The organism is Enterococcus sp. DIV2467a (assembly GCF_050532945.1).
GTDB classification, from domain to species: Bacteria; Bacillota; Bacilli; order Lactobacillales; family Enterococcaceae; genus Enterococcus; species Enterococcus faecalis.
This window is the reverse complement of sequence record NZ_CP172896.1, coordinates 817,052-843,045: the sequence shown is the minus strand read 5'-3', so window position 1 is coordinate 843,045 and position 25,994 is coordinate 817,052. Positions and strand designations below refer to the sequence as shown.

25 protein-coding genes are annotated in these 25,994 nt (G+C 37.7%); 1 reads left to right on the top strand and 24 read right to left on the bottom strand.

Annotated features, from left to right (window positions below; genetic code table 11):
• Window positions 1-124: 124 nt before the first annotated feature.
• The 8 genes from IGL80_RS04020 to licT all read right to left on the bottom strand — a co-directional run bounded on the left by IGL80_RS04020 (window position 125) and on the right by licT (window position 10,701).
• The gene (locus tag IGL80_RS04020) at window positions 125-994 is read right to left on the bottom strand and encodes a VOC family protein (RefSeq protein ID WP_002359617.1); all 870 of its coding nucleotides are present in this window, start codon (window positions 992-994) and stop codon (window positions 125-127) included.
• Window positions 995-1,156: 162 nt separating this feature from the next.
• On the bottom strand, window positions 1,157-3,025 hold the full coding sequence (locus IGL80_RS04015) for an ABC transporter ATP-binding protein (RefSeq protein WP_002359616.1): 1,869 nt from the start codon (window positions 3,023-3,025) through the stop codon (window positions 1,157-1,159).
• Complete coding sequence (locus IGL80_RS04010) at window positions 3,022-4,749, bottom strand: ABC transporter ATP-binding protein (protein ID WP_002356575.1); 1,728 nt, start codon at window positions 4,747-4,749, stop codon at window positions 3,022-3,024. Before IGL80_RS04010 ends, IGL80_RS04015 begins: the two co-directional genes overlap by 4 nt.
• Window positions 4,750-4,769: 20 nt before the next feature.
• Window positions 4,770-5,447: a TetR/AcrR family transcriptional regulator gene (locus IGL80_RS04005; protein WP_002359614.1), complete on the bottom strand. Its 678-nt coding sequence runs from the start codon at window positions 5,445-5,447 to the stop codon at window positions 4,770-4,772.
• A gap of 147 nt (window positions 5,448-5,594) precedes the next feature.
• Window positions 5,595-6,164 carry a guanylate kinase gene (locus IGL80_RS04000; RefSeq protein WP_002367148.1) on the bottom strand — a complete coding sequence of 190 codons (570 nt, stop codon included), beginning with the start codon at window positions 6,162-6,164 and terminating at the stop codon, window positions 5,595-5,597.
• Window positions 6,165-6,345: 181 nt separating this feature from the next.
• Window positions 6,346-7,791 carry a glycoside hydrolase family 1 protein gene (locus IGL80_RS03995; RefSeq protein ID WP_085366509.1) on the bottom strand — a complete coding sequence of 482 codons (1,446 nt, stop codon included), beginning with the start codon at window positions 7,789-7,791 and terminating at the stop codon, window positions 6,346-6,348.
• Window positions 7,792-7,815: 24 nt separating this feature from the next.
• The gene (locus tag IGL80_RS03990) at window positions 7,816-9,696 is read right to left on the bottom strand and encodes a beta-glucoside-specific PTS transporter subunit IIABC (protein ID WP_002359609.1); all 1,881 of its coding nucleotides are present in this window, start codon (window positions 9,694-9,696) and stop codon (window positions 7,816-7,818) included.
• 162 nt (window positions 9,697-9,858) lie between these two features.
• Window positions 9,859-10,701: a BglG family transcription antiterminator LicT gene (gene licT, locus IGL80_RS03985; RefSeq protein WP_002359608.1), complete on the bottom strand. Its 843-nt coding sequence runs from the start codon at window positions 10,699-10,701 to the stop codon at window positions 9,859-9,861.
• Between the two features lie 300 nt (window positions 10,702-11,001).
• Here licT and IGL80_RS03980 point away from each other — a divergent pair, with 300 nt between their 5' ends.
• Window positions 11,002-11,628, top strand: coding sequence for an FMN-dependent NADH-azoreductase (locus tag IGL80_RS03980; RefSeq protein ID WP_002356569.1), 627 nt, complete (start codon window positions 11,002-11,004; stop codon window positions 11,626-11,628).
• A gap of 61 nt (window positions 11,629-11,689) precedes the next feature.
• Here IGL80_RS03980 and IGL80_RS03975 read toward each other — a convergent pair whose 3' ends face one another.
• The 16 genes from IGL80_RS03975 to IGL80_RS03900 form a co-directional block, all read right to left on the bottom strand.
• Complete coding sequence (locus IGL80_RS03975) at window positions 11,690-12,859, bottom strand: AI-2E family transporter (RefSeq protein WP_010708062.1); 1,170 nt, start codon at window positions 12,857-12,859, stop codon at window positions 11,690-11,692.
• 4 nt (window positions 12,860-12,863) lie between these two features.
• Window positions 12,864-13,232, bottom strand: coding sequence for a PTS glucitol/sorbitol transporter subunit IIA (locus IGL80_RS03970; RefSeq protein ID WP_002356567.1), 369 nt, complete (start codon window positions 13,230-13,232; stop codon window positions 12,864-12,866).
• Between the two features lie 127 nt (window positions 13,233-13,359).
• On the bottom strand, window positions 13,360-13,536 hold the full coding sequence (locus tag IGL80_RS03965; protein ID WP_002356564.1) for a DNA-directed RNA polymerase subunit beta: 177 nt from the start codon (window positions 13,534-13,536) through the stop codon (window positions 13,360-13,362).
• A gap of 13 nt (window positions 13,537-13,549) precedes the next feature.
• On the bottom strand, window positions 13,550-14,851 hold the full coding sequence (murA, locus tag IGL80_RS03960; protein ID WP_002356562.1) for a UDP-N-acetylglucosamine 1-carboxyvinyltransferase: 1,302 nt from the start codon (window positions 14,849-14,851) through the stop codon (window positions 13,550-13,552).
• Window positions 14,852-14,953: 102 nt separating this feature from the next.
• Window positions 14,954-15,190, bottom strand: coding sequence for a DUF1146 family protein (locus tag IGL80_RS03955; RefSeq protein ID WP_002356560.1), 237 nt, complete (start codon window positions 15,188-15,190; stop codon window positions 14,954-14,956).
• Window positions 15,191-15,378: 188 nt separating this feature from the next.
• Window positions 15,379-15,798 carry a F0F1 ATP synthase subunit epsilon gene (locus IGL80_RS03950; protein ID WP_002356559.1) on the bottom strand — a complete coding sequence of 140 codons (420 nt, stop codon included), beginning with the start codon at window positions 15,796-15,798 and terminating at the stop codon, window positions 15,379-15,381.
• A 16-nt stretch (window positions 15,799-15,814) separates the two neighbouring features.
• Entirely contained in the window at window positions 15,815-17,221 is a 1,407-nt protein-coding gene (atpD, locus tag IGL80_RS03945) for a F0F1 ATP synthase subunit beta (RefSeq protein WP_002356558.1), read from the bottom strand.
• Between the two features lie 73 nt (window positions 17,222-17,294).
• Window positions 17,295-18,203, bottom strand: coding sequence for a F0F1 ATP synthase subunit gamma (locus IGL80_RS03940; protein WP_002359606.1), 909 nt, complete (start codon window positions 18,201-18,203; stop codon window positions 17,295-17,297).
• A gap of 15 nt (window positions 18,204-18,218) precedes the next feature.
• Complete coding sequence (atpA, locus tag IGL80_RS03935) at window positions 18,219-19,775, bottom strand: F0F1 ATP synthase subunit alpha (protein WP_002356555.1); 1,557 nt, start codon at window positions 19,773-19,775, stop codon at window positions 18,219-18,221.
• 28 nt (window positions 19,776-19,803) lie between these two features.
• Window positions 19,804-20,346 (bottom strand): ATP synthase F1 subunit delta, encoded by a 543-nt coding sequence (atpH, locus tag IGL80_RS03930; protein WP_002356554.1) that lies wholly within the window; start codon window positions 20,344-20,346, stop codon window positions 19,804-19,806.
• The gene (gene atpF, locus IGL80_RS03925) at window positions 20,333-20,863 is read right to left on the bottom strand and encodes a F0F1 ATP synthase subunit B (protein WP_002365031.1); all 531 of its coding nucleotides are present in this window, start codon (window positions 20,861-20,863) and stop codon (window positions 20,333-20,335) included. The genes atpH and atpF overlap by 14 nt, the downstream gene beginning before the upstream one ends.
• A 137-nt stretch (window positions 20,864-21,000) precedes the next feature.
• Window positions 21,001-21,222 carry an ATP synthase F0 subunit C gene (gene atpE, locus IGL80_RS03920; protein ID WP_002356552.1) on the bottom strand — a complete coding sequence of 74 codons (222 nt, stop codon included), beginning with the start codon at window positions 21,220-21,222 and terminating at the stop codon, window positions 21,001-21,003.
• Between the two features lie 48 nt (window positions 21,223-21,270).
• A complete protein-coding gene (gene atpB / locus IGL80_RS03915) occupies window positions 21,271-21,990 on the bottom strand; it encodes a F0F1 ATP synthase subunit A (RefSeq protein ID WP_002356551.1) in 720 nt (239 codons plus the stop codon).
• Between the two features lie 302 nt (window positions 21,991-22,292).
• Entirely contained in the window at window positions 22,293-22,757 is a 465-nt protein-coding gene (smpB, locus tag IGL80_RS03910) for an SsrA-binding protein SmpB (RefSeq protein WP_002356550.1), read from the bottom strand.
• A gap of 12 nt (window positions 22,758-22,769) precedes the next feature.
• Window positions 22,770-25,139: a ribonuclease R gene (rnr, locus tag IGL80_RS03905; protein WP_002359604.1), complete on the bottom strand. Its 2,370-nt coding sequence runs from the start codon at window positions 25,137-25,139 to the stop codon at window positions 22,770-22,772.
• Window positions 25,139-25,912 carry an alpha/beta hydrolase gene (locus IGL80_RS03900; RefSeq protein ID WP_002384145.1) on the bottom strand — a complete coding sequence of 258 codons (774 nt, stop codon included), beginning with the start codon at window positions 25,910-25,912 and terminating at the stop codon, window positions 25,139-25,141. Before IGL80_RS03900 ends, rnr begins: the two co-directional genes overlap by 1 nt.
• Window positions 25,913-25,994 lie beyond the last annotated feature (82 nt).

Below are 25,994 nucleotides of genomic sequence, written 5' to 3'. Positions count from 1 at the left end.
CACCTTCTATTTTTAATATTAAAGGAAAAGTCTAGAATAAGTCCCGAACAAAAGTAGCGTTAAACTTTTATTCCGACTTTATTCCAGACTTGCTAAAACAAGCTTATTTTGTCTGTCTAAGCGTTTATTTTAAGACAAACCACCATTCCAAGCCAATTGGATCAAACACAGTGACAATCGCTTTTTTCTGGTCAATAAAGAACTCTTGATTTTTTGCCGTTAATTGTTGCTCCATTGCTAAAATATGTTCTTGATCAGAGAGCTTAATGGTAAAGAAATCTAAACCTAAGTGTGGATCAGGTAATTGATCCACTTCACTTGTTTCAGGTTTTTGGAATCCAATAGTTGCTTTGCCATCTTCTAAAACAAATTGATCTTTTTCATTGCGTTTTAAACCCAGAACTTCCTCATAGTATGCTTTTATTTCTTTTTGATTGTTTGTTTTTAATTGCACATGCGCTAAATATGACCCAGCGGCTAACCCTTGATGTGGCTCTAAGTCCTCACTGATAAGATCTTTAAGCACAATTGGTTGCTTTTCAGAAGTCGAATTTGCTGTTGCTTCATCGTGGAAAATCTCAAATTGATTGCCTTCAAGATCAGTAATGAACATGCTTTGACGTGTGCCAATTTGGAAACTTTCATCAATTGGGTAGTCTTGCTCAAGCACTCGTTGAGCAATTTGTAAAAATTCTTTTTCCGTAGGAACTTTAATTGAAAAATAAGCCATTTGCTTTTCTTCATTATGAAAATCTTCGGCTTTTCTAGTTTCTTCTAAAATTAATAATTGCGTTCCTGCTTCACGTGTACCCCAGATAGACAGGTTATTTTCTTCTGACTTTAAAACAAAACCCATTACTTTTTTATAAAAGTCGACCATTTCGCCAACTTTTTTCGCACGAATGGCAATTGTTTTTAATGTCGCAGCTTTTTCTAATTGAAATTCAGTCATTTTTTCTGTTACCTCCATTTTCTTCTCTCCCATTTTATACATCTCTTGCTATTTCATCAAGTAATATCCTGTTTTTCTCAAAAGAAAATAGAAATTTTTCAATTTCGCTAACTTTTTGTCAAAAAAATAAGGCTTTAGGAACCAGTCTTTACGACTATGGTTCCTGAAGCCTCATCATGAATTACTATTTTTTTGCTACGCCTTTTAGGCTACTTCTTCTGAAAACTGACTGTTATATAAGTCAGCATAAAAACCGTTTTTCGCCATTAATTCATCGTGGGTTCCTGTTTCTACAATTGAACCTTCTGCCATAACGATAATCGTATCGGCATCACGGATAGTCGACAAGCGATGAGCGACTACAAAGCTGGTCCGATTTTCCAATAAACGATTCATTGCTGCTTGAATCAGTATTTCTGTTCGAGTGTCCACACTTGAGGTGGCTTCATCCAAAATTAAAACGTCTGGATTTGCTAAGAATGCTCGAGCAATTGTAATTAATTGTCGTTGACCTTGAGAAATATTGCTGGCTTCTTCATTTAGAATCGTTTGATAGCCTTCTGGTAATTTTCTGACAAAATCATCCACATGGGCTGCTTTCGCCGCACGGATCACTTCTTCTTCGCTCGCTTGCTCATTACCATAATGAATATTGTCATAGATACTTCCAGTGAACAACCAAGTATCTTGAAGAACCATTGAAAAGTGTGCTCGCAACTCTTCGCGAGATAAATCGCGCGTATCTACGCCATCATATTTGATGCTGCCGCTACTAATATCATAGAAGCGTTCCAATAAGTTAATTAGGGTTGTTTTCCCAGCACCTGTTGGGCCCACGATTGCGACCATTTCCCCAGGTTTAACATTTAAATTGAAATCTTTCATTAATAATTTCTCTGGTGAATAGCCAAAAGCAACATGTTCAAAAGAAACACGATAAGGACTATCTGTTTCCACTGGTATGCCAGAAGGTTCATCCACCATTTCTTCTTCATCTAATACTTCAAAGACACGTTCTGCCGAAGCCACCGTAGCTTGGATTGTATTCATTAAATTAGCGATTTGAGTAATCGGTTGTGAAAATTGATTGGTATATTGAAGAAATGCTTGGACATCCCCTAAATCCATCATACCATTCGCTACTTTTACGCCACCAAGGACTGCAACAAACACGTAGCCTAGATTTTTGATAAAGTTCATTAAAGGCATAATGATCGCTGAAATAAATTGTGCTTTTCGACCAGCATGGTATAATTTTTCATTTTCTTTTTCAAATACTTCTTGATCACTTTCTTCGTGGTTGAAACTTTTTACTACTACGTGACCACCGTAGGTTTCTTCGACTTGGTTATTCAATAATCCTAAGCTTTTTTGTTGAGCCGCAAAATGTTTTTGCGAGCGAGGCGCCACAACCATCACAACAATTAAACTTAATGGCACTGTTGCTAAGGCAATTAGTGTTAACTGCCAGCTAATGGTCAGCATCATCCAAAGTACACCCACAAATGTCACGATACTGGTAATTAATTGGGTTAAGTTTTGTTGTAAAGTACTCGCAATATTATCCATGTCGTTAATTGCCCGTGACATAATGTCCCCATTACTATGAGTATCATAATAGGAAATTGGAACTTTGTTCATTTTCGCTTCTAATTCTTGACGTAATTCATAAACTGTTCGCTGTGAAACACGTGTCATAATTACTTGCTGCAAGAAATTAAAGACAGCAGAAATAAGGTACATGGCAATAACAATTAATAAAATTTGACCAATTTTGTCAAAATCAATTGGAAAAGATGTTATTTTTAAGCCTTGTTTCATTTCAGCAGCGCCTTTCATGACGCCTTTAAAAATTTCAGTTGTTGCCTGTCCTAATACTTTTGGTGTTTGAATTTGGAAAACGACGGCTGCAATTGCTAATACTAAGACAGCAATAATTGACAGCATTCGTTTAGACATGTATCGAAATAAACGTTTCACTGTTTTCCAGAAATTTTTTGGTTTTGGCCCTTTTGCGCCAATGTTGCGTCCTGGTCCACCGCCCATTGGTCCGCCTTTTGGTCGACTACTCATGCAAGGTCCTCCTCTCTCAATTGAGAATGTACAATTTCTTGATACGTTTGGTTATTCGCTAATAACTCTTCATGCGTTCCTTTACCAACTAATTTCCCTTCGTCTAATACTAAAATTGTCGATGCTTCCATAACCGTACTTACACGTTGGGCTACTAAAACGACAATTGCATCCGTCATCTGCTCTTTTAAGGCTTTTCTTAAATTAGCATCTGTTTTGAAATCCAATGCAGAAAAGGAATCATCAAAAACATAGACATCTGCTGGTTTTACTAAAGCACGAGCAATAGCCAACCGCTGGCGTTGTCCGCCAGAGAAATTACCGCCGCCTTGTTCGACATGACTATCCAAACCTTCTGCCAATTCTGAAACAAACGCCTTCGCCTGCGCAATTTCTAAGGCTTGCCAAATTTCTTCATCGGTCGCATTTGGGGCGCCGTATTGCATATTTTCACGAATCGTTCCTGTAAATAAAACAGCCTTTTGCGGTACAAAGCCAATCATTTCTCGTAAATTATGCTGTGACGTATCTTTAATGTTTTTACCATTTAGCAAAATCTTGCCAGATTCAACATCATAAAAGCGTGGTAAAAGATTAACCAGCGTTGTTTTCCCAGAACCAGTCCCACCAATAATCGCGACCGTCTCCCCAGATTTTGCTGAAAAATCTATATCTTCCAGTGCTAAGTTTTCAGCATGCTGGTAACGATAATTAACATGTTCAAACGCCAATGTTGCTTTGTCGCCTTTTAGAGAGAGTAGTTCTGGATTGGGTACATCTTTGATTTCTGAATCAGTATTTAGCACCTCATTAATCCGATCAGCAGAAGCTTGCGCCCGCGGTACCATGACAAAAATCATGGATAGCATCATGAAACTCATCAGAATTTGCATGGCATAAGTCATAAAGGCGATTAAGTTCCCTACTTCTAGTTGCATTTCCGCAATATAATGACCGCCAAACCAGGTGATTGCAATATTGGTACCACTCATAATGAGTGTCATTAAAGGAATCATCAAAGCGACAATCGTATTCACTTTAATCGCCGTTTGTGTATAATCCTTATTGGCTTCATCAAAACGTTGTTCTTCATAGTTTGCTTTGCCAAAGGCCCGAATCACACGAACTCCTGTCAGTCCTTCACGAAAAACTAAATTTAAACGGTCGGTTTTCTTTTGCATGCTTTTAAATAACGGAACCGCTAAAAACATGATACCTCCCACTAAAACAGCCATAATTGGTAAAACATATAGAAAAATTTTCGTTAATTGTGGGTCCTTGTTATACGCCATAAAACTTGCACCAATTAACGTTAAAGGTGCGTTAATCATTAAACGTAAAAACATTTGCATAACCATTTGAATCTGATTGACATCATTGGTTGTTCGTGTAATTAGCGAAGCTGTCCCAAATTTGTCAAATTCATTATTAGAAAAATTTTCAACTTTTCGATAAATATCAGTCCGTAATTTTTTACCTAAACTTTGTGATTCTTTGGTGGCAAAAAAGGTATTTCCAATAGAAGCGACAATGCTAATCAAAGAAAAGCCTAACATGACAACTCCTGTACTCCAAATATAGTTAATATCTCCTTTAGCGACACCGTCATTAATGATATTAGATGTTAATGTGGGCAGATATAAATCTGCGATAATTTGCACGATCATAAATAAAACCGCTGCAAAGACCGACCATAATGACATCCGTTTGACTAGTTTAATCAACTAACTTCTCCTCCTTTTTGCTACTTATAAGCGCCATTTTTCAACCAATTTAATTTCATTTTTAATTGTTTGACTGCTTCAGTTGAATCATAGGCAGTATTTTCTCTTTGTTGACGATACCCATCAACAATTGTTGAGAAAACGGCATGCATCGCCGTCTGCATGAACCATGTGAATTCTTTTGGCGTTTCAATGGTTAATTTCGAACGATCAATTATTTGATAAAGATGTTCTGCATAGGCAGCATGGCCTTTTCTTCCTCTATGCTTATGACAGTGCTGTTTCCTATTTTTTTCCTCTTCCCCAGTCGCTAAATTATCCGTCACCCGACGTGAAGCACGATAGTCCATGTTGACAAATAAATTCCGATAGAAAGAAGCATTCTCTCCAGTTAGCACTTCGACAATCATTTTGGAGAAATAGACATCCATGGCTTCGATTAAATCGCCATCTTCCGCAATAATTTGTTTCTCTAAATCTCGTTCACTATTTTTTCTTAATGTCGCAAAGTAATAAAAATACAAATCTTCTTTGTTCTCAAAATATTGATAAAAGCTACCGCGAGGAATTTCCGCTAATTTAACAATATTTGCAATTGACGCTTCTTGTAAAGAATGGCGCGAAAATTCAATTTGCGCAGCATCTAATAAGCGTTGTTGCTTTTCTTCTGGCAAATGAAAAAACGTATTCGTAGGCATATTTGTGTTCCTCCCTTTTATGACACATTGTCATATGACACCATGTCATTATAGCACTCTCTATTCAGAATGCAAGTTTTTTACAAAAAAAATCAAGCACCTAGCAAGACAAAATTGATGTTAGATTCTGTCTCACCAGTTGCTTGATTAATAATAGTGTTTGATGCATTCTTGTAACAAGCCAGCGACCTCTTTTATAGGTCCATTGGCATCTATTCGTTGATAATTAGGATATTGTTCCAATTGGTTTTTGATAAGAATTTCTTGATCATAAAGGTTTAAACGTTCTTCAATAATTTTAGGATCAGATTCTCGTTGTTTTAAACGTTGATAAATATTTTCTTTTGAAACGTCAAAAAAAACTGGAATGACGGACTCGCCGAAACGCTCAAAGACCGCTTGAAAGCCTGGAAAAGTTAACGCATTATAGGCTGGATGCTCTTTCGTTGTTTCAACGATGGCAGCTACACCGACACCGTAATAGTTTCCATGGTAAAAATCATACTCCACTAACTGATTGGTTTCAATCAAGGTTTGAAAACTTGCTTTTGTTTCAAAATAGTAATCCACACCATCCACTTCATCCAATCGTTTTTTCCTCGTAGTATGCGAGATAACTTTATAGTTTTTCGGAAAAACCTTACTTGTAATTGCGGTCTTGCCAGAACCACTAGGACCCATAATAACAAAAAATGGATGTTGTAATTGCTTAATCATTAGAAACGCTCCTCTCAGTTGTTTCTATTATAACGTATTGTGCACTATTTTGAAAAATTGACAAAAAAGAGCTTGGGCCAAAAATCACTTTGGATTTTTGGCCCAAGCTTAAAAATTAATAAACGGCGGGAACAGAAGCAACAACCTACTACGCTTATCTTGTTTTGTTTAATTACAATAACTAGTCTAAGTTTTGTCCATTAGTTTCAATAACTTGTTTGTACCAATTAAACGATTTTTTTTCATAACGGTTTTTAGTACCATTTCCTTCATCGTCTAAATCAACGTAAATAAACCCATACCGTTTACTCATTTCACCTGTGGAAGCACTGACTAAATCGATACAGCCCCACGGCGTATAGCCCATTAAATCGACGCCGTCTGCAACTGCTTCTGCCATTGCTTCAATATGACGACGTAAATAATCAATCCGATAGTCGTCTGCCACATAGAAATTTTCGTCTACTTTATCAATTGCACCTAAGCCGTTTTCCACAATAAATAAAGGTTTTTGATAACGATTATATAATTCATTTAGGGCAATTCGTAATCCTTCGGGATCAATTTGCCAACCCCATTCACTTGCTTCTAAGAAGGGATTTTTAACGCCGCCTAAAAGATTCCCATTTGCTGTATCGTTGGTAGTGCCAGTAACATCGACAGCAGTCGACATATAATAACTAAAGCCAATGTAATCCACTGGGTATTCTTTTAATAATTCTAAATCTCCTTCTTCAATAACTAAGTCTTTCACAGCATATTTTTGATACATGCGTTCTGCGTATGCTGGATATTCACCACGAACTTGAACATCTGTACAATAATAATTAAACTCTTGGTTTTCAATCATTGTAGCAACTTGATTGACTGGATTCGAATCAATGCCATACGTTGTTGCATAAATAATCATACATCCAATTTGTAATTCTGGATTTAATTCATGGCCAATTTTTACAGCTTTACTACTTGCAACAAATTGATTATGCCATGCTTGGAAAATGTTTTGATAATCATTGGCTCCATTGCTTTTCACCAATCCTTGACTAAGTGCTGGGAAATGGAACGCTGAATTAATTTCATTGAATGTCATCCAATAGTTAACTTTTTGGTGGTAACGTGTTAAAACAGTTTTCGCAAAACGTTCATAAAAGTCAACTAATTGGCGATTTTTCCACCCGCCGTATTCTTTCGCTAAATGCAGTGGCATTTCATAATGAGAAATCGTAATTACTGGTTCAATGTTATAGTTTAAGCATTCATCGATAACCGCATCATAAAATTTCAAGCCGGCTTCATTCGGTTGTGTTTCATCTCCTTTTGGAAAAATACGCGACCACGCAATTGAAAAGCGATAACATTTGAAGCCCATTTTAGCAAACAACGCAATGTCCTCTTTAAAGCGATCATAGTGATCAATTCCTGTATGATTAGGGTAGCGATATTTCGTTTCGTCAATCGTCCAATCAAACGCTTCATCTCCTAAAATAGCGAAACGTTGTTTTCCTCCCGGCATCGCATCTGCCACAGATAACCCTTTACCATCGGCTAAGTAAGCCCCTTCTAATTGATTGGCTGCGGTCGCACCGCCCCATAAAAATCCTTTTGGAAATTTTGTCGTTGTTGTCATACTTGTTCCTCCTCCAATTGTCTTTTATTTAATAATGGCTAAAAAGTCTTCACCATGTAACACGTCTGTTTGGTTCATATCCAAAACATCTAAATAATCATTCGTATTCGTTACCACAATCGGTGTAACTACTGGATAACCAGCTTCTTTAATGGCAGCAATATCAAAAGTAACCAGCAAATCTCCTTTTTTAACAGAATCACCTTGTTTCACTGATAATTCAAAGCCTTTACCATCTAATTCGACCGTATCCATGCCAATATGCATTAATAATTCAACGCCCTCTGTTGTCGTCAAGCCAACAGCATGTCCTGTCGGAAATAATGTGGTGATTTCACCATCTGCGGGTGCATACAGTTTGCCTTCAGTCGGCTCAATTGCAACACCTTTTCCTAAAGCACCTGAAGCAAAAACAGGGTCTTGTACTTTTTCTAGCGGTAAAATTTCACCTTGAAGTGGACTTGCTAAAATAATTTTGTCTTCTTGATTCGTTTTTACAGGTGCCACCATCTTATCAGTTTCTGTTTTTTCAGTTGCTGTTTCTGGATTAGGTTGATCTTCAAAACGTAAGACAAACGTTAAGACAAACGCAATGATAAAGGCAATTCCGGCACCAATTGCACCAGTAATCATCGGTGCAGTATCTTTTGTCTCTGCAGGAATAAAGCCAGGCAAGCTCAACATACTAACCAAGCCAAACGTAAAATTTTTCACGTGATTCATAGCCACAAATGCACCACCGATACCGCCACCAATACAAGCTGCAATAAATGGTTTTTTCAATGGTAAAGTCACGCCATATACAGTTGGTTCAGTAATTCCAAAAATAGTCGTAATACTTGAAGACAAAGCCAAACCTTTTAGTTTCACATTTTTTGTTAGGAAAAAGACAGCTAAAGCAGCCCCGCCTTGTGCAATAACGGCTGGTAATAACATTGGTACCATCGTATCGCCACCTTGTGTTAAGTTTAACATCATAATTGGTACAAAGCCCCAATGCATACCAAACATTACCAAGACTTGCCACAACGAACCCATTAATAACCCTGCGATAATTGGACTAAAAGCGTAAATTGCGTTGTATCCTTGTCCCAACCAATCGCCGATGACCGTCCCGATAGGACCAATAGCTAAGAAGGTAACAGGTGCCATAATAAGGAACACAGCTAACGGAACGCAGATAATTTGTAGAAAACTCGGAATTACTTTTTTGAAGAAACGTTCTACATAACTTTGTGCAAAAACAGCCAAAATAATTGGTAAAACCGAAGAAGTATAGCCACTTGGCCCAATAATCACTGGAAGACCAGCAAAGCTAATTGTTTTGCCTGCTAAAGCAGTAATGCTGGGATGAACTAAGGCCATCGCCAAAGCAACCGCTAAAAAGGGATTAGTATTGAATTTTTTAGCAGCCGTAAACGCTAACATAATTGGTAAGAAAGTAAATAAACCATCTGCAATCGAAAAGAGAACAAGATATACGCCTGAAGTGTCAGCTAACCAGCCCATAGTTACAGCCAATGTTAAGAAGCCTTTTAGAACCCCAGCGCCGGCCATTGCACCTAAAAACGGTGTAAAAATAGAAGAAATAATATCAATTAAACGGTTAAAGATATTTCCGCCACTTTCTTTTTCTCTATTATCAGAATCATTACCTAGTCCACTGTTGGCCATCAAATCCTTATAGACATCACTAACGTGACTGCCAATAACCACTTGATATTGTCCTGCACTTTGAACTACCTGAATAACATCTGGGTCAGCATTCAATGCAGCTGTATCTGCTTTATTTTCATCTTTTAATTTAAAACGTAAGCGTGTAGCACAGTGAACAACACTATTAACGTTGCCTTCGCCCCCAACAGCTTTTAACACACGTGCTGCAATTTCTTGATTTTTACTCATCTCTAGATCCTCATTTCCATTAATTTTTAATATCAAAAAAACCTACATTGAAAAAGAGCCAGATCCTTCTCTTCACAGCTGCGCAGTCTGCGAAAATCGTTATCGGTTTTTTCAATCTAGGTTTTGCCTGCATTATCAGTAACAATCCGCGATTATTGGTTGTTATGCTTTTTTATCATTGACCACTCTTTGGATATGAATGGTTAAATAAATCATTTCCGCTTGATCAATTGGTCGATCATAGCTTTTTAATAAATACTCATTAATACGTTGGACCGCTTGAAACGCCTTAGGATACTTTCCTTGGACCAATGCAAAAAGAAATTCGTCCTCCTCATCATGCGCTTCTTGTTTTAAATAACGTTGCGCAAAATATTGAAGATGTGTAACAATTCGTTGATAGTTCAATGAATCTTCATCAAACACCTGTCCAAAGTAGCGACTAATAATCGTTAAAATATCACGAACCATCTTGGTTGCTTCCATGGTAACTTCCATATTGCCATTTCCTTGTTCAGCATTCACAATATGAAAAGCAATGAAGCCCGCTTCATTTTCTGAAAATTGAACTCCTAGCTTTTCAGCAATAATCGCTAATGCTTGCTTTGCGATTTCAAATTCTTTAGGATAAAATTTGCGTGTTTCGAATACAAGAGGATTCGGAATATCAATTCCTTCTTTGGCTCGAAGTAACGCATAGTGAATATGATCCGTTAAAGTTAAATAAATATTTGATGAAAGCTCAATCGCTAGCGTTGTTTCTGCTAAATCAACGATTTGTTTGACGACTTCTACTTCTTTGGTGGGGACGTCTTCAAACAGCTGCTGGAATTGCCCTGCCATAGCGGAGTCCTTTAACACGAATTCCTTTTCAACATAATCTGGATTGATCGTGTCTCCAATCTTCTTTTGAAAGGCTAAGCCGCGTCCCATATAAACAATTTCTTCGCCTTGCTCATTTCTTGAAAGCACGACATTATTATTTAAAACTTTTTCAATCCTCATGATGAATGCAACCTCACTTTTTTATAAAAAAAGCCCAGAATCCCTCCACTGATTGTGTTAATGGAAGACTCTGGTTTTGCCTGCAAAGCAGTAACAATCCTTATTTACAAAGTAATAATAGCATGCTTTTTTTTAATATGCAAGCCTTTCCAAAAAAATATTTTTATTTATTTTTTACACTTTTGATCCATTTAAAAAAAAGTTTACTAAAAGTAAAAAAAAGACTTGCTTTCTCTTACTTTTTATTAGTAAAATAGAGATGTTGAATTTTTAAACTATTTATTTTAAGGAGATTACACAATGTCAAAATTATTAGTTGTTAAAGCACATCCATTAACAAAAGAAGAATCACGCTCAGTTCGTGCGTTAGAAACATTTTTAGCTTCATACCGTGAAACAAATCCATCAGACGAAATCGAAATTTTAGATGTTTATGCCCCAGAAACAAACATGCCGGAAATCGATGAAGAATTATTATCTGCTTGGGGTGCACTTCGCGCTGGCGCAGCATTTGAAACATTAAGCGAAAACCAACAACAAAAAGTGGCTCGTTTTAATGAATTAACTGATCAATTTTTATCTGCAGACAAAGTAGTAATTGCTAATCCAATGTGGAACTTAAACGTACCGACACGCTTAAAAGCTTGGGTAGATACAATCAACGTTGCTGGAAAAACATTCCAATATACTGCAGAAGGACCAAAACCTCTAACAAGTGGTAAAAAAGCCTTACACATCCAATCAAATGGCGGCTTCTACGAAGGAAAAGATTTTGCTTCTCAATACATTAAAGCGATTCTAAACTTTATTGGCGTTGAGCAAGTTGACGGATTATTCATCGAAGGAATCGATCATTTCCCTGATCGCGCGGAAGAACTTTTAAATACTGCCATGACCAAAGCAACTGAATACGGTAAAACATTCTAAATTTTCCGAGTGATTTACATCAAAAAGAGACAAGCAGTTCGTTCACTGCTTGTCTCTTTTGTTACGTAGATTCTTGTTGATCTGGCTTATCTTCATCATACAAACCGGAAACAATTTGGTACCACTCAAAAATGTGTGTAATTATCACCTTAGCTGCGGCATAAACAGGAATTCCTAAAATCACCCCAACAATCCCAAATAGTTTACCAGACGTTAATAAAACAACCAAAATGGTGACTGGATGAATGGATAACTGACTGCCTAGGACAAGTGGTGAAATAAACCGACCTTCGACCGTTTGCTCAATGGCAAAAACAATCAAGACTTTAATTAACAAAGCTGGCCCACTGACAATTCCTAAAAAGACTGCTGGAATCATGGCTAAAAATGACCCTAAATAAGGGATTAAATTTAAAAAGCCTGCTGCAATACCTAAAGTGACTGCATAATCTAAGCCAATGACAGAAAAACCAATCATAAACATAATTGCCACTGCGAAAGCGACAGTTAATTGTCCTCTAATATAAGAAGAGACTTGATGATTCACTTCTGCAAGAACTTTTAAGGTTGGTTTACGCATCTTCACTGGTAAAAACTTCATTAAATATGGCGCTAAGTTTTTGCCATCTTTCAGTAAATAAAATAGAATAAAGGGCATCGTAATGATGGCGACAAAGATCGTAGCCACCGCCCCAAAGAAATTACCAATTCCTTGTACTGTGAACGTTGAGACGTTTTTAATGATGGTACCTAACGAGCTGACAACTTTATCGCCTGCCGCTTCAAGTTGTTCTCTAAATTGCGCGAAAAGTGGATCACTTAATATTTCCTGCGATTTTTGATCAATTGTATCAATATATTGAGGAAAATGATTCACAAAGCTGACAGATTGCTCACGAATTTTAGGAACGATTACAATACCACCCCAAATGAGTAGTGCCACAATTAAAATAAATAGGCCGATAATACTCCAGACACGTGAGATTTGTTTTTTCTCTAAATAATCGACAATTGGATTTAATAAATAATATAAAATCCCCGCCATAATTACTGGTAAGCCGACAACGCCGAAAAACTGCCAGACGGGCTTAAATAAATAAGAAACTTTCGTAAAAGTTAGAATAATTAACAGCACCAATAAGACAATCAGTAAGGCTGTTACTACTTGATTATTTAAAAACCAACGCCAAAACCAAGACAGGCGTTTATCAGTCGTTTGTTTTTTATCCATTGATTCACGCTCCATTTACTAAATAATCAATGGTTGTTCCAATAGTTATCTTTGGTAACTGATGGGGCGTTAAATAAACACCATTTCGGATAACATCATCCTCATCGGTTGGTGCATCAGCAAAGATTAAAGTGCTGTGAGCGATACTCTGCAAGTTACTATTGGCAAAAGAACCCACTTTTGTGATTGTATAGTTTGTATCGCCAATTTTCAGATGATCTCCTTCTGCCAAGGTAACTTGGTCTTTTTCTGGGAATGATTGAATAACTGCATGTTGCTTCAAGGTATCGGTAGCAGTTTCTCCAAAAAGAATAATCATTTTTTCTGAATCATCGATTGCATGTTTGCCTATTTCTGTTACGGTTGCTTGCATCTTCCATCCCACTCCTTCATTATCTTACTTCTATTATTATAGCATAGAATAAAATAGATATTCAGGAAAAATAAAAGGCGGTGAACAATCGTCAATTGACTTTTGTTCACCGCTTTAAAATAAGTTTTTATTTAAAGAAGTTCATAATATGAGTCCAAATTTTTTCATCAAAGACATCCATTGGATTCCCATTTCCAATCAAACCATAACCAATCATTGTTCCCACAACAAATAAGATAATGACTAACGAAATGACCACTAGAATTTTCAATAATGTTACTAAAATATAACGAAATGAACTCATACGTTTGACTCCTTTAGATTACTGTCGTTGCTTGTTTTTCTTCAATTTTTTCATCATTGACACGTTCAACGTTCGCGCCTAATTTTTGAAGTTTTTTATGGAACTCATAATAGCCACGATCTAAATATTTCAAATTAGAGACACGTGTAATGCCATTTGCACGTAACCCTACTAAAATCAATGCGGCAGCTGCCCGTAAATCAGTGGCTTCCACTGCTGCTCCTTGTAACTCGTTGCCGCCATTAATAACGGCAATGTTGCCGTCAATTTTTAAGTCAGCGTTCATTCGACGCATTTCCTCTAAGTGTTGGTAACGATTTTCAAAGACTGTTTCTGTCACGATGCTTGTTCCCTCAGCAAACATTTGGATCGCTGTCATTTGCGCTTGCATGTCTGTTGGGAAACCAGGATGCGGCATTGTCTTAACATCTGTTGGTTTTAGATGTTTTGGTCCAATTACACGGATGCCGTTTTCTTCTTCTTCAATGATTGCACCCATTTCAGTTAATTTAGAAATTAGCGGACGATTATGTTCAGAAATTGCTTCTTCAATTAAAACATTGCCCTCAGTCATTGCTGCAGCTACCATGAACGTACCTGCTTCAATTCGATCTTGAACGATTGAATGCTCTACGGCATGTAATTTATCGACGCCTTCGATACGCATCGTTTCTGTTCCAGCACCGATAACATTGGCACCCATTTTGTTTAAAATGTTTGCTAAGTCAACGATTTCAGGTTCACGAGCAACGTTTTCAATGATGGTTGTTCCTTTCGCACGAACAGCAGCCATCATAATGTTTTGCGTAGCGCCGACACTTGGGAAGTCTAAGTAAATAGTGTTACCGATTAGTTCATCCGCAATTGCTTCAATATAACCATTTTTTTGGATGATTTTTGCACCTAATGCTTGGAAGCCTTTTAAGTGTAAATCAATTGGTCGTTTTCCAATGGCACAGCCACCTGGCATTGCCACTTTGGCATGGCCATTACGAGCCAATAAAGGTCCCATTACAACGATAGAAGCACGCATTTTACTAACGTACTCATAGTTTGCTTCGATCCCTAAAGGTTGTGTTGCGTCTATTGTTACTTCATTCGCGTCTTCATCAAAATCAATGGCTACATTCAAATGCTTAATTACTTGATTCATTGTAAATACATCAGATAAAATTGGTACATTTTTTAAAGTAGTAACGCCTTCTTCAGCTAAAAGAGTAGCTGCTAAAATTGGTAAAACAGCGTTTTTGGCGCCTTCAATTTTTACAGTTCCTTCTAATTTTGTATTACCACCATGAACAATAATTTGTTCCATTTTGTTCCCCCCAAAAAAATGAGAATAGGTATTCCTATTCAAAATCTTTACTATTATACCATTATTCAACTAAAAATTGTACCTTTTTTTATTTTTCAATTTTTAAGGAAAATACACAATGAAAAGATTTCGACAAAGCGCAATCAATTCTAAAGCAAACGAGCTAACTGTGTATCCGATAGCGATGGCGAAAAATACCATCAACATTCTGATTTGCGGTGTAAACTGGGTTTTGAAAAATTGCTCAATACGCAATGATTGCAACGCCCAAAAACTTATGTAAATGAACATAAGATGACTAACGATTCGAACAATAGCATCTACTCCATAGTATTGCATAAGGAGCCTCCTTTTTTCTAACGTAGGAACATTTTATCACAAAATAATAAAAACCGATAATTAATCCACTTGAAATGCCAAAATTTGACACTATTTATTAAAAAATACGAAGAAATAGAGTTTAAGGCACCTGACTCAATAGCAAGCGCCTTAAACTCTACAAAAGTGACTGAATCCTTCAGCCTTTTTTACCCATGTTTCGATACGTTGATCCGGTTGATTGCACGATGCAAAGCAACAGTCGCACGACGTAGTTGATCGCGGTCATCTTTTGCTTTGGCTTCTTCAATTAAACGTTCTGCTCGTTGTTTTGCTCGTTCAGCACGAGGTACATCGATATCTCGTTCACGTTCGGCACTATCGGCAATAATAGAAACGACATTATCACGGACTTCCATGATACCACCATTTACAGCTACCCAGTCAACATGTGTATCTGAATCGGTCCGTTTGATGCGGACTTCATCAATCGCTAGCGGAACGATGATTGGCGCATGTTTTGGTAAAATACCAATTTCACCATCTGTTGTTTTCGCCACAACGATTTTTGCATGGTGGTCATAAACTAGACCATTAGGCGTTACTACATTCACAGTAAGACTATCCATTGTGTTTGCCGCCTTTCTAGTAGTTTAATTGTTTCGCTTTTTCGATGGCATCTTCAATTTTACCGACACTACGGAAGGCTTCTTCTGGCAGATTATCATGTTTACCTTCAAGAATTTCTTTAAAGCCACGAACTGTTTCCGCAACTGGTACATAAGAACCAGGTTGACCTGTAAATTGTTCAGCAACGTTAAAGTTTTGAGATAAGAAGAATTGAACACGGCGTGCGCGACCAACAAGTACTTTTTCGTCATCTGATAATTCGTCCATCCCTAAAATAGCGATGATATCTTGTAATTCACGGTAACGTTGTAAAATATGTTGCACTTCGGTAGCCACTTCGTAGTGTTCTTCTCCAACAATTTCAGGAGCCAAGGCACTAGAAGATGAAGCTAACGGATCTACCGCTGGATAAATCCCTTGTTCGGTTAATTTACGTTCCAAGTTAGTTGTTGCATCCAAATGGGCAAACGCTGTTGCTGGCGCTGGATCGGTATAGTCATCGGCTGGAACATAGATTGCTTGAATAGAGGTAATTGATCCTTTTTTCGTTGAAGTAATCCGTTCTTGTAATTGTCCCATTTCAGTCGCTAAGGTTGGTTGGTAACCAACGGCTGACGGCATCCGACCTAAAAGGGCAGAAACTTCTGAACCGGCTTGGGTGAAACGGAAAATGTTATCAATAAATAATAGCACGTCTTGTCCTTCCACATCACGGAAATATTCAGCAATCGTTAACCCAGTTAAGGCCACACGCATCCGTGCACCTGGTGGTTCGTTCATTTGACCAAAAACCATGGCTGTTTTTTCAATAACGCCTGAATCTTTCATTTCATAGTACAGGTCGTTCCCTTCACGTGTCCGTTCACCAACACCAGTAAAGACGGAAATCCCTCCATGTTCTTGGGCAATATTATGAATTAATTCTTGAATTAAGACGGTTTTACCAACACCGGCACCACCGAAAAGTCCGACTTTACCACCTTTTAGATAAGGTGCTAATAAGTCAATAACTTTAATCCCTGTTTCTAAAATTTCATTACTGGTACTTAATTCATCAAATGCTGGCGCTTTTTTATGAATCCCACTACGTTCAGCATCTGCAGGGAATGGCGCTTCTAAGTCAATTGTGTCTCCTAAAACGTTAAACACACGACCTAATGTATCTTTACCAACAGGAACTGAAATTGATTTTCCTGTATCGATAACTTCCATTCCACGTTGTAAACCATCTGTCGATTCCATAGCGATAGAACGAATCACTCCATCACCTAGTTCTAAAGCGACTTCAAGTACTACTTTTTGTTTTGCTTCGCCATTTTTATAAACGACTAAAGCGTTGTTAATATCGGGTAAGGATTGATCTAATGAAAATTCCACGTCAACAACGGGACCGATTACTTGAACAATCTTTCCTGAACTCATAATTTCTTTCCTCCAGTCTTCATAAAGTCACACGCTTTGAACGTTTTTATAAACGTTCAAACGTAAGACTAGATTATTCTAGTGCAGCTGCACCAGCAACAATTTCTGTAATTTCTTGGGTAATCGCCCCTTGACGAGCACGGTTATAAGAAATTGTTAAATCGCTAATAATATTTTGCGCATTGTCAGTGGCTGTTTTCATGGCGGTCATCCCAGCAGCATGTTCTGCTGTTTTCGCATCAATGATCGCCCCATAAATTAAGCTTTCTGCATATTGTGGTAATAATTGATCCAAGATTGCTTCAGGTGAAGGCTCTAAAAGATATTCTTGTTCGTAAGAGGTCGCCTCTGATGGATCTAAATCAGTAATTGGCAACATTTTTTCCACACGAAACTGACTCGTTAGTGAGTTAACGTGGTGATTATAACAAACATACAATTCATCAAACACTTCGTTTTGGTACATAGTCGTTGCCGTTGTCACAATCTTACGGACTTCTTCAAACGTTGGTTGATCCGTTAAGCCTCTTAGCTCATAGGAAACATCGATTCCGCGTGCTTTAAAGAAATCCGCCCCTGTACCACCAATGGCGATTAAGGCATATTCTTTATTAGAATCATGGTCTTCTTGAATCATACTCATGGTTTGTTTTAAGATTGAGCTATTGTAGCCACCAACTAACCCTTTGTCAGAAGTGATAACGATATAGCCTGTTTTTTTGACAGGTCGTTGTGCTAACATCACATGATAGTTCCCTTCACTAAGAGAAGATTGTTCTGTTTCACGTAATTCACTTAACTGAGCAGCTACTAAATGCGTAACGACACTACGAATTTTTGAAGAATATTCTTGAAAGCTTTTAGAGGCGCCTTCTGACTTGGTCAATTTGGCTGCAGAAACCATTTGCATCGCTTTGGTAATTTGGCTTGTCTTTTTTGTTGATGCAATGCGTTGTTTGATTTCGTTTAATGAAGCACCCAATGTCGCTCACCTCTCTTATGCGTTATCGATTTTTTCTAAAGCTTCTTTGGCTGAATCTCCGCTATTGTTTGCCGCTGCAAACATTTCAGAAAACTCTGTAATCGCTGCATCTAATGCATCAGTATCTGGTAAGTCTTTCGTAGTACGAATGGTTTCCAATAAGTCTGCATGTTTGCCATCAAAATAATCGAATAAATCTTGTTCAAAGTGTAAAATTTTATCCACGCTCACGCTATCTAAAAAGCCGTGTGTTAACGCATATAAAATTAAGACTTGTTTTTCTACAGGCAGTGGCGCATGTAGTTTTTGTTTTAAAATTTCTACCGTACGACGACCACGGTTTAATTTAGCTTGTGTTGCCGCATCTAAATCAGAGCCAAATTGTGTAAAGGCTTCTAACTCACGGTAACTAGCTAAGTCTAAACGAAGCGTTCCGGCAACTTTTTTCATTGCTTTGATTTGCGCTGATCCTCCGACCCGAGAAACAGATAACCCAGCATCAACGGCTGGACGAGTGCCTGCATAGAACAAGTCGCTTTCTAAGAAAATTTGTCCATCAGTGATTGAAATAACGTTTGTTGGAATATAAGCAGAAATATCGCCTGCTTGTGTTTCAACGAATGGTAAGGCTGTCATTGAACCGCCACCTAATTCATCACTTAATTTAGCTGCACGTTCTAATAAACGTGAGTGTAAATAGAAGACATCCCCTGGATAAGCTTCACGACCTGGTGGACGGCGTAATAGTAAAGAAAGTTCACGATAAGCCACGGCTTGTTTTGATAAGTCATCAAAAATAATTAAGACATGTTTGCCGTTATACATGAATTCTTCACCCATTGCAGTTCCTGCATAAGGTGCAATGTAAAGTAATGGTGCTGGTTGTGAAGCCCCTGCAGTCACAACGATTGTATAATCTAAGGCACCAAATTTACGAAGTGTTTCTACTTGGTTACGAACAGTAGATTCTTTTTGACCAATCGCTACATAAATACAAATTACATCTTGTCCTTTTTGGTTAATAATTGTATCAATTGCAATCGATGTTTTCCCTGTTTTACGGTCTCCAATAACTAATTCCCGTTGTCCACGACCAATTGGTACTAGGGCATCAATGGCTTTTAAGCCAGTTTGCATTGGTTCAGCAACAGATTGACGTTGCATAACACCGGGAGCTGTTGCTTCCACAGGACGTGTTTTGTCTGTTTTAATTTCGCCTAAACCATCTAATGGTTGACCTAATGGATTAACAACACGGCCAATCAAAGCTTCCCCAACGGGTACTTCCATGATTTTGCCTGTGCGTTGTACTTTATCTCCTTCACGAATGGTTTCAAAATCGCCAAGGATAATAATCCCTACATCATTTGTTTCTAAGTTTTGTGCCATTCCGTATGAACCGTTTGAAAATTCAACAAGTTCTCCACTCATGGCATTTTCTAAACCGTGGGCGCGGGCAATTCCGTCACCGACGTAAGTGACTGTTCCAACTTCTTCAACAGCAAGCTGTTGTTGATAGTTTTCGATTTGTTCTTTAATCAAGGCACTGATTTCTTCTGCTTTGATAGCCATTCAATTCACCTCTTTGTAGTCCTAAAGATTATTTTAATAACTTCTGCTGCATATGTTCTAATTGTTTGCGGATGCTGCCATCGATTACTTGATGGTTTGCTTCAATAACCACTCCGCCAACAATTGACGGGTCAATTAAATTGACTAAATGCGCTTGTTCATACCCTAATAATTGGGCAGCTTTTTCTTCCATTGCTTGATGTTGTTCTTTTGATAAAGGAATGGCTGTTGTCACTGAACCCAAAATTAGTCCTTGGTGCTCATCATAACGTCGTTCATATTCATCAATCATCAAGAGCAGATCATACATGCGACGATATTCGTAAACCACTCGCAAAAAGTTTTGCATCATTTCACTAAAACCTGTTACTAGTTTTTCCATGATGCTGTCTTTTTCATAAGGTTCTAAGCGATCATCACTTAAAATATCGCCAATACCAGGTACTTGGTGATAGACTTCGCGAAGCGTCAATAATTCTTGATAAATTGCTTCAGCTTGGTTCTTTTCAACTGCCAACTCAAACAAAGCCTTGCCGTAGCGTTTACCAACTGTATATTTATCTAGTTTCATTTGCTTTACCTAAACTTTCAATATAAGAATCAATCAATGCTTCATGTGCATCTGGTGTTAATTCTTTATTTAAAATTTTGGCTGCAATTTGAAGAGAAAGATCTGCCACTTCATTTTTTACTGAAGACAATGCTTCTTCACGTTCTTGAGAAATATCTGTCCGAGCTTTTTCGCGTAAGCGAGTAACTTCCGCAGTTGTTTCTTTTAATGTTTTTTGGCGAGTCTGTTCTCCACTTTCTTTCGCGTTTTTAATAATTTCAGCTGCTTCTGATCTGGAAGAAAGTAATTGTTGTTGACGTTCTTTTTCCATTTTCGCTGCTGCTACGCGAGATTGTTCTGCAGAGTCTAAATCGTTGGCAATTTTTTCTTCACGTTGTGTCAAAATATCTACGATTGCTCCCCATGCATATTTCTTTAATAAGAGCATCAAGATTAAAAATGCACCACTGACAACAATCATCGTGCCTAGTGTGGTACTAGGAGCCGTTTCACCGACTACCAATGTAGTAAGTAGCATGAAGTCTCAACTTCCTTTCCTGCAAAAATCGATTTAGCTTCTTCAACTGCTTTATCACCAGCTATTGAAAAGGCTAAAGATAGAAGAAAGCAGTGACGGTCCCGATAATAATCAGCGTCCTGCCTCCATTTTATTGCTTATCTGAATAAAAGTAATAAAGAAACAACGACACCTAAAATTGGCACAGCTTCGATTAAAGCGACCCCGATAAACATTGTTGTTCTTAATTGACCAGACATTTCTGGTTGACGAGTCATTGACTCGATTGTTTTTGAAATAACTTGTCCGTTACCGATAGCGGCTCCGATAGCTGAACCGAAAATTGCAATTGCTGCTGCGATAAAATTTAATCCTTCCATTGTGTAAAATCCTCCTAAAAGATAATTTTTGTCCTTCGTATTTCTTGATTATTCTTCTGTTTCAATTTTGTGTGACATATAAACCATTGAAAGTGTCACAAAGATAAACGCTTGGATACATCCAATAAAGATTGAGAATGCTACCCAAATCATTTCTAGCGGAATTGCTAGTGGGATAACCCATAATCCGACGCTTGCTACGGTTCCAGCAATTAAGCCCAATAGAACTTCGCCGGCAAAAATGTTTCCGTACAAACGCAAGCCTAATGTTAATAGATTCGTGAATTCTTCCATTAATTTTACCGGTAGTAAGAAACCAACGGGTCTTAAATAACTATTAACTAGATAGCCTTTAAAACCAAAGCGTTTCATACCAAAGAAGTGTGTTAAGACAATCATCATCATCGCTAACGTTAAGGTTACGATTGGATCGGCGGTTGGACTTTTCCAAACGCTGAGATCGTCGCCCACAACGATTTTTGTAACGAGACCCAAGATGTTTGAAACAAGTACAAACATGAACAGGGTAAACGCCATTAAATGAAAATTGCTCACTTCTTTACGAGGTAAATTGTCTGTAATGATTCCACGAATAAAATCTACTAACCATTCGATGACCGTTTGTTTGCCTTTAGGTCGTAGCTTCATATTTCTCGTACAAGCATAGACAAAGGCGAAAACAATGATACACGTCAACAGCACCATCAAAACAATGGTTCCATCAAACCAAATTGGTCCGATATTGAAGAGTAATTTCTTCTCTTCCAAATCAATTCACCTCTTTTCCAACAATCTTTCAGAAGTTTCATCCTACTCCTGAGTGATAATCCCTGGCAAAGCTATCGTACCACCACTTGTTGATAATTTACAAATAGTTTACTTTTAAAATTTCATGTGTTGAAAATTGGTTGGAAAACCTTTTCCATAAACCAATCTAATGCAGGGTGGTACTGCTTTCCGAAGCGATTAAAAAATGAATCATTTACATTCATTTACTCAACACTTACCAGATTTTACACCTAATCCGAAGAAAGGCAAGCAAATATGCGAAAAAGAATAAATTTACATTTTTAACGTCGGTTATTTTTTAATGTTCGGCTGATTTGTCGGTCAACTTCCTTACGTTTCAAGTCTTCACGCTTGTCGTACTGCTTTTTCCCTTTAGCTAAACCAATCAAAACTTTGGCATAGCCGTCTTTAATATAGACCTTCAAAGGTACTAATGTGATACCTGTATTTTTGGTTTCGCCGATTAACTTATTAATTTGTTTTTTGTGTAATAATAATTTTCTGGTACGTAATGGGTCATGATTAAAAATATTGCCTTGTTCATATGGACTAATATGAACATTATACAAAAAGGCTTCTCCGTTTCGAATTCGTGCAAAACCATCTTTTAAATTGATACGACCATTACGAATAGATTTGATTTCTGTTCCTTGTAAAACAAGCCCAGCTTCAACCGTATCGATAATTGAATAATCATGTCTAGCTTTGCGGTTTTGTGCGATTAATTTTCCTTCCCCTTTTGGCATAAGCGACCTCCTCTACTTCTTCTTTTTCCCTTTTTTATTTTTTTGTTTCATTGCTTCTTTATAAAAAGGTTGTTTTTTGCCTTTGCCTTTTTTCTTATTTTTCTTTTTCTTACCATCAAATGATTCATCTTTTTTATTTCTTCGTTGATTATTTGAACGAGTTGAAGAATTGGCTTTACCTTTTTTACGTCCTTTTGGTCCTTCGACTGGTGCGACTTCCTCAGCTGAAATCAATTCAAAATCAACTTCTCTTGTTTCTGGATCAGCTTTTTCAACACGGATTTGAACTTTCTGACCAATTTTCAAAGTCATTCCCGTCCGTTCACCAACTAACGCCATATGATTTTCAATAAAGTGGAAATAATCTTGTTTTAAGTTGTTCACGTGAATTAAGCCTTCTATTGTATTAGGCAGTTCCACAAAGATACCAAATTTTGTGACTGAGCTGATAATCCCGTCATACGTTTCTCCCACTTTATCTACCATAAATTCGGCTTTCTTCATGGCGTCCACTTCACGCTCTGCATCAACTGCGCGACGTTCCATACTTGAACTATGGTTGGCAATTTCTGGTAATGCTTCGTTCCATTTTTCTTGATTTTTTTCAGATTGATCTTGGCTATAGCTACGAATCAAACGATGCACAATTAAATCTGGATAACGACGTATTGGTGAAGTGAAATGCGTATAATATTCAGCAGCCAACCCATAGTGTCCGTAGTTGTCTTCTGAGTATTTCGCTTGTTGCATACTTCTTAGCAACATCGTATTGATAACCACTTCTTCCGGCTTATTTTCAACTTGCTCTAAAACTTTTTGTAAATCTTTCGGTGAAATGTTTTCTTTTGTTCCTTTAACAAGAATGCCAAGTACTGCAGCAAAATCAAAGAAACGTTGCATTTTTTCTTCTTTTGGTTGTTCATGAATCCGATAAATAAATGGCAGTTTTAAGTCATGATAATGACGTGCCACAGTTTCATTCGCTGCCAACATAAAGGATTCAATTAATCGTTCACCCACGCCACGCGTGCGTAAAAGAATATCTTGGGGATGACCATTTTCATCAACTAGGACTTTGGCTTCACGATCTTCAAAAGAAATCGCACCACGGCGCATACGCATCTCTTCTAATATATGGTGCAGCTCGCCCATCTCTTTAAACATGGGAACTAGCTCTTTGTAGCGTTCTAACGTTTCAGGTTTTTGCTCTTCTAAAATTTCATTGACTGCTGTATAGGTCATTCGCTCCGTTGTTTGGATTACACTTTGGAAAATTTCATGCGAAATAACTTCTCCTTCTGGTGTAATTTCCATCTCACAACTCATGGTTAAACGTGGAACATGTGGGTTTAGCGAACAAATCCCATTTGATAATCGCTGCGGAATCATTGGCACAACTCGGTCAGTCAAATAGACACTTGTGCCACGTTCATACGCTTCCATATCCAATTGGCTTCCTTCAGTTACATAATAAGAAACATCTGCAATATGCACCCCTAAAAAGAAATTGCCATTTGCTAACTTTTGTACCGTTACCGCATCATCTAAATCTTTTGCATCTTCTCCATCAATCGTCACAATCAACTGATCACGTAAATCCCGACGACCGACTAAATCGCTTTCTGCAATAGTTTCTGGTACTTGGTCCGCTTCAGCTAAAACTTCGTCAGGAAATGCTGTGGGAATTCCATGAGCCACCACGATTGATAAAATATCCATTCCTGGATCATTTTTATGACCAATCACTTGTTTGACTAGTCCTTCCATACTCGTTGGATATTCTTGATCTGGATAATAGGTAATTTCAGCAATGACAATGCTACCATCTACTGGCTTAATCCCTTCAGGTGCAATTGATACAGTATACTGATTCAATTTCTTATCTTTGGGAATCATGTAGCCATACAGTCCCATTTCTGCCATTTCTTCTTCACTATATGCCACAAATTCTCCGACAACTTGGCTCACTGCTCGCTCTTTAATTTCTTTGACTTTACCTTCTGCGCCGCGATCTGAAAAAGGATCCGCATGTTGGATCACATCGATTAAAACCGTGTCCCCATCCATTGCAAAGTTCGTTGCCTCTTTCGGAATATAAACATCTGGTTCTTCAGGATCGATGGTCACGAAACCAAAGCCTCGTTCATTTGCACGAAACGTTCCTTCTATTAATAAGTCTTTCATTGGTAACAGGACTTTGCCTTTTTTGTTGAAACTAACTGACTTTTCTCGTTCCATTTGTGCAATGGTTTGCACTAAAATTTTAAAATCTGAACTTTTTTCTAAATTCAAGCCTTGTGCAATTTCTTCCATTGAAAAGCTTTTCTTTTTTTGGTTTTCCATGAAATGTAAAATTTGCTCTTTAATTGTTTGTTTTGTCATTATTTCTCCTCATTCCAAGGTAGTGTTGCTAAAAATTGCACCACATCTTGCTCTAATTGTTTGTGTTCTCCACTCACCGTAATGACATGTCCGCTGTTTGGGTACCATTGTAAGGTCACACGTGCTTGTGTTAGCGCTTGGGCCGTTTGATAGACGCCCATTGGCTCAATCATTTCATCTTTGCCAGCTTGCGCTAAGAAAAGAGGTGCGTGGATTTTGTTTAGTTTGTCAGCCGTCTGACTAGCAATCGTTTCAATCGCTCCTAATTGTTGTTTGACTCGTTGCTCAATCGATTGCAACCGGCTTTGTTGTTCCTCTGCAGGAACTTCTGCGATTTTCATCACGTTTTCTGCGTATAATACAAAATTTTCTGGGACTTTATTTTCGACAGGGTAGATCGGTGAACAGAAAAATCCACCACCAATTAATCCTGTTAATTGTTCCGTTAATGCATGCATACTGAAAATCCCGCCCATTGATAAACCAAAAATGGCAATTTCTTGGTAACCTCTTTCTCTCAAAAAAGCGACTGCTTCTTGTGTATCTTGCCACCATTGTTCCGTTGTTTGATCTAAAATATCTTCAGGAACTAGCGTGCCATGTCCTGAAAAATTAGGCGAATAGACAGTATAATTTTCTTTTTCTAAACGTCTGCTTAACATCCGTACATCATTACTGCTGCCAGAATAAGCGTGTAATAAAAGGACCGCCCGTTTTCCTTTTTCTGAAAATAACGGCTTCGGTAAATTGATTTTTTTTGCCACTTCGCTCACCTCAGCTTCATTCTATCATATTCTCAAAAGAAAACCTTCCGAAATGATAAGTTTCAAAGACTTTTTCAGAAAGAAAAAGAAC

Coding starts and splice junctions, on each gene's coding strand:
- IGL80_RS04020 (WP_002359617.1), bottom strand. CDS start 994: ATGTATAAAATGGGAGAGAAGAAAATGGAGGTAACAGAAAAAATGACT.
- IGL80_RS04015 (WP_002359616.1), bottom strand. CDS start 3,025: ATGAGTAGTCGACCAAAAGGCGGACCAATGGGCGGTGGACCAGGACGC.
- IGL80_RS04005 (WP_002359614.1), bottom strand. CDS start 5,447: ATGCCTACGAATACGTTTTTTCATTTGCCAGAAGAAAAGCAACAACGC.
- IGL80_RS04000 (WP_002367148.1), bottom strand. CDS start 6,164: ATGATTAAGCAATTACAACATCCATTTTTTGTTATTATGGGTCCTAGT.
- IGL80_RS03995 (WP_085366509.1), bottom strand. CDS start 7,791: ATGACAACAACGACAAAATTTCCAAAAGGATTTTTATGGGGCGGTGCG.
- IGL80_RS03990 (WP_002359609.1), bottom strand. CDS start 9,696: ATGAGTAAAAATCAAGAAATTGCAGCACGTGTGTTAAAAGCTGTTGGG.
- licT (WP_002359608.1), bottom strand. CDS start 10,701: ATGAGGATTGAAAAAGTTTTAAATAATAATGTCGTGCTTTCAAGAAAT.
- IGL80_RS03980 (WP_002356569.1), top strand. CDS start 11,002: ATGTCAAAATTATTAGTTGTTAAAGCACATCCATTAACAAAAGAAGAA.
- IGL80_RS03975 (WP_010708062.1), bottom strand. CDS start 12,859: ATGGATAAAAAACAAACGACTGATAAACGCCTGTCTTGGTTTTGGCGT.
- IGL80_RS03970 (WP_002356567.1), bottom strand. CDS start 13,232: ATGCAAGCAACCGTAACAGAAATAGGCAAACATGCAATCGATGATTCA.
- IGL80_RS03965 (WP_002356564.1), bottom strand. CDS start 13,536: ATGAGTTCATTTCGTTATATTTTAGTAACATTATTGAAAATTCTAGTG.
- murA (WP_002356562.1), bottom strand. CDS start 14,851: ATGGAACAAATTATTGTTCATGGTGGTAATACAAAATTAGAAGGAACT.
- IGL80_RS03955 (WP_002356560.1), bottom strand. CDS start 15,190: ATGCAATACTATGGAGTAGATGCTATTGTTCGAATCGTTAGTCATCTT.
- IGL80_RS03950 (WP_002356559.1), bottom strand. CDS start 15,798: ATGGATAGTCTTACTGTGAATGTAGTAACGCCTAATGGTCTAGTTTAT.
- atpD (WP_002356558.1), bottom strand. CDS start 17,221: ATGAGTTCAGGAAAGATTGTTCAAGTAATCGGTCCCGTTGTTGACGTG.
- atpA (WP_002356555.1), bottom strand. CDS start 19,775: ATGGCTATCAAAGCAGAAGAAATCAGTGCCTTGATTAAAGAACAAATC.
- atpH (WP_002356554.1), bottom strand. CDS start 20,346: ATGAAACTAGATAAATATACAGTTGGTAAACGCTACGGCAAGGCTTTG.
- atpF (WP_002365031.1), bottom strand. CDS start 20,863: ATGCTACTTACTACATTGGTAGTCGGTGAAACGGCTCCTAGTACCACA.
- atpE (WP_002356552.1), bottom strand. CDS start 21,222: ATGGAAGGATTAAATTTTATCGCAGCAGCAATTGCAATTTTCGGTTCA.
- smpB (WP_002356550.1), bottom strand. CDS start 22,757: ATGCCAAAAGGGGAAGGAAAATTAATCGCACAAAACCGCAAAGCTAGA.
- rnr (WP_002359604.1), bottom strand. CDS start 25,139: ATGACAAAACAAACAATTAAAGAGCAAATTTTACATTTCATGGAAAAC.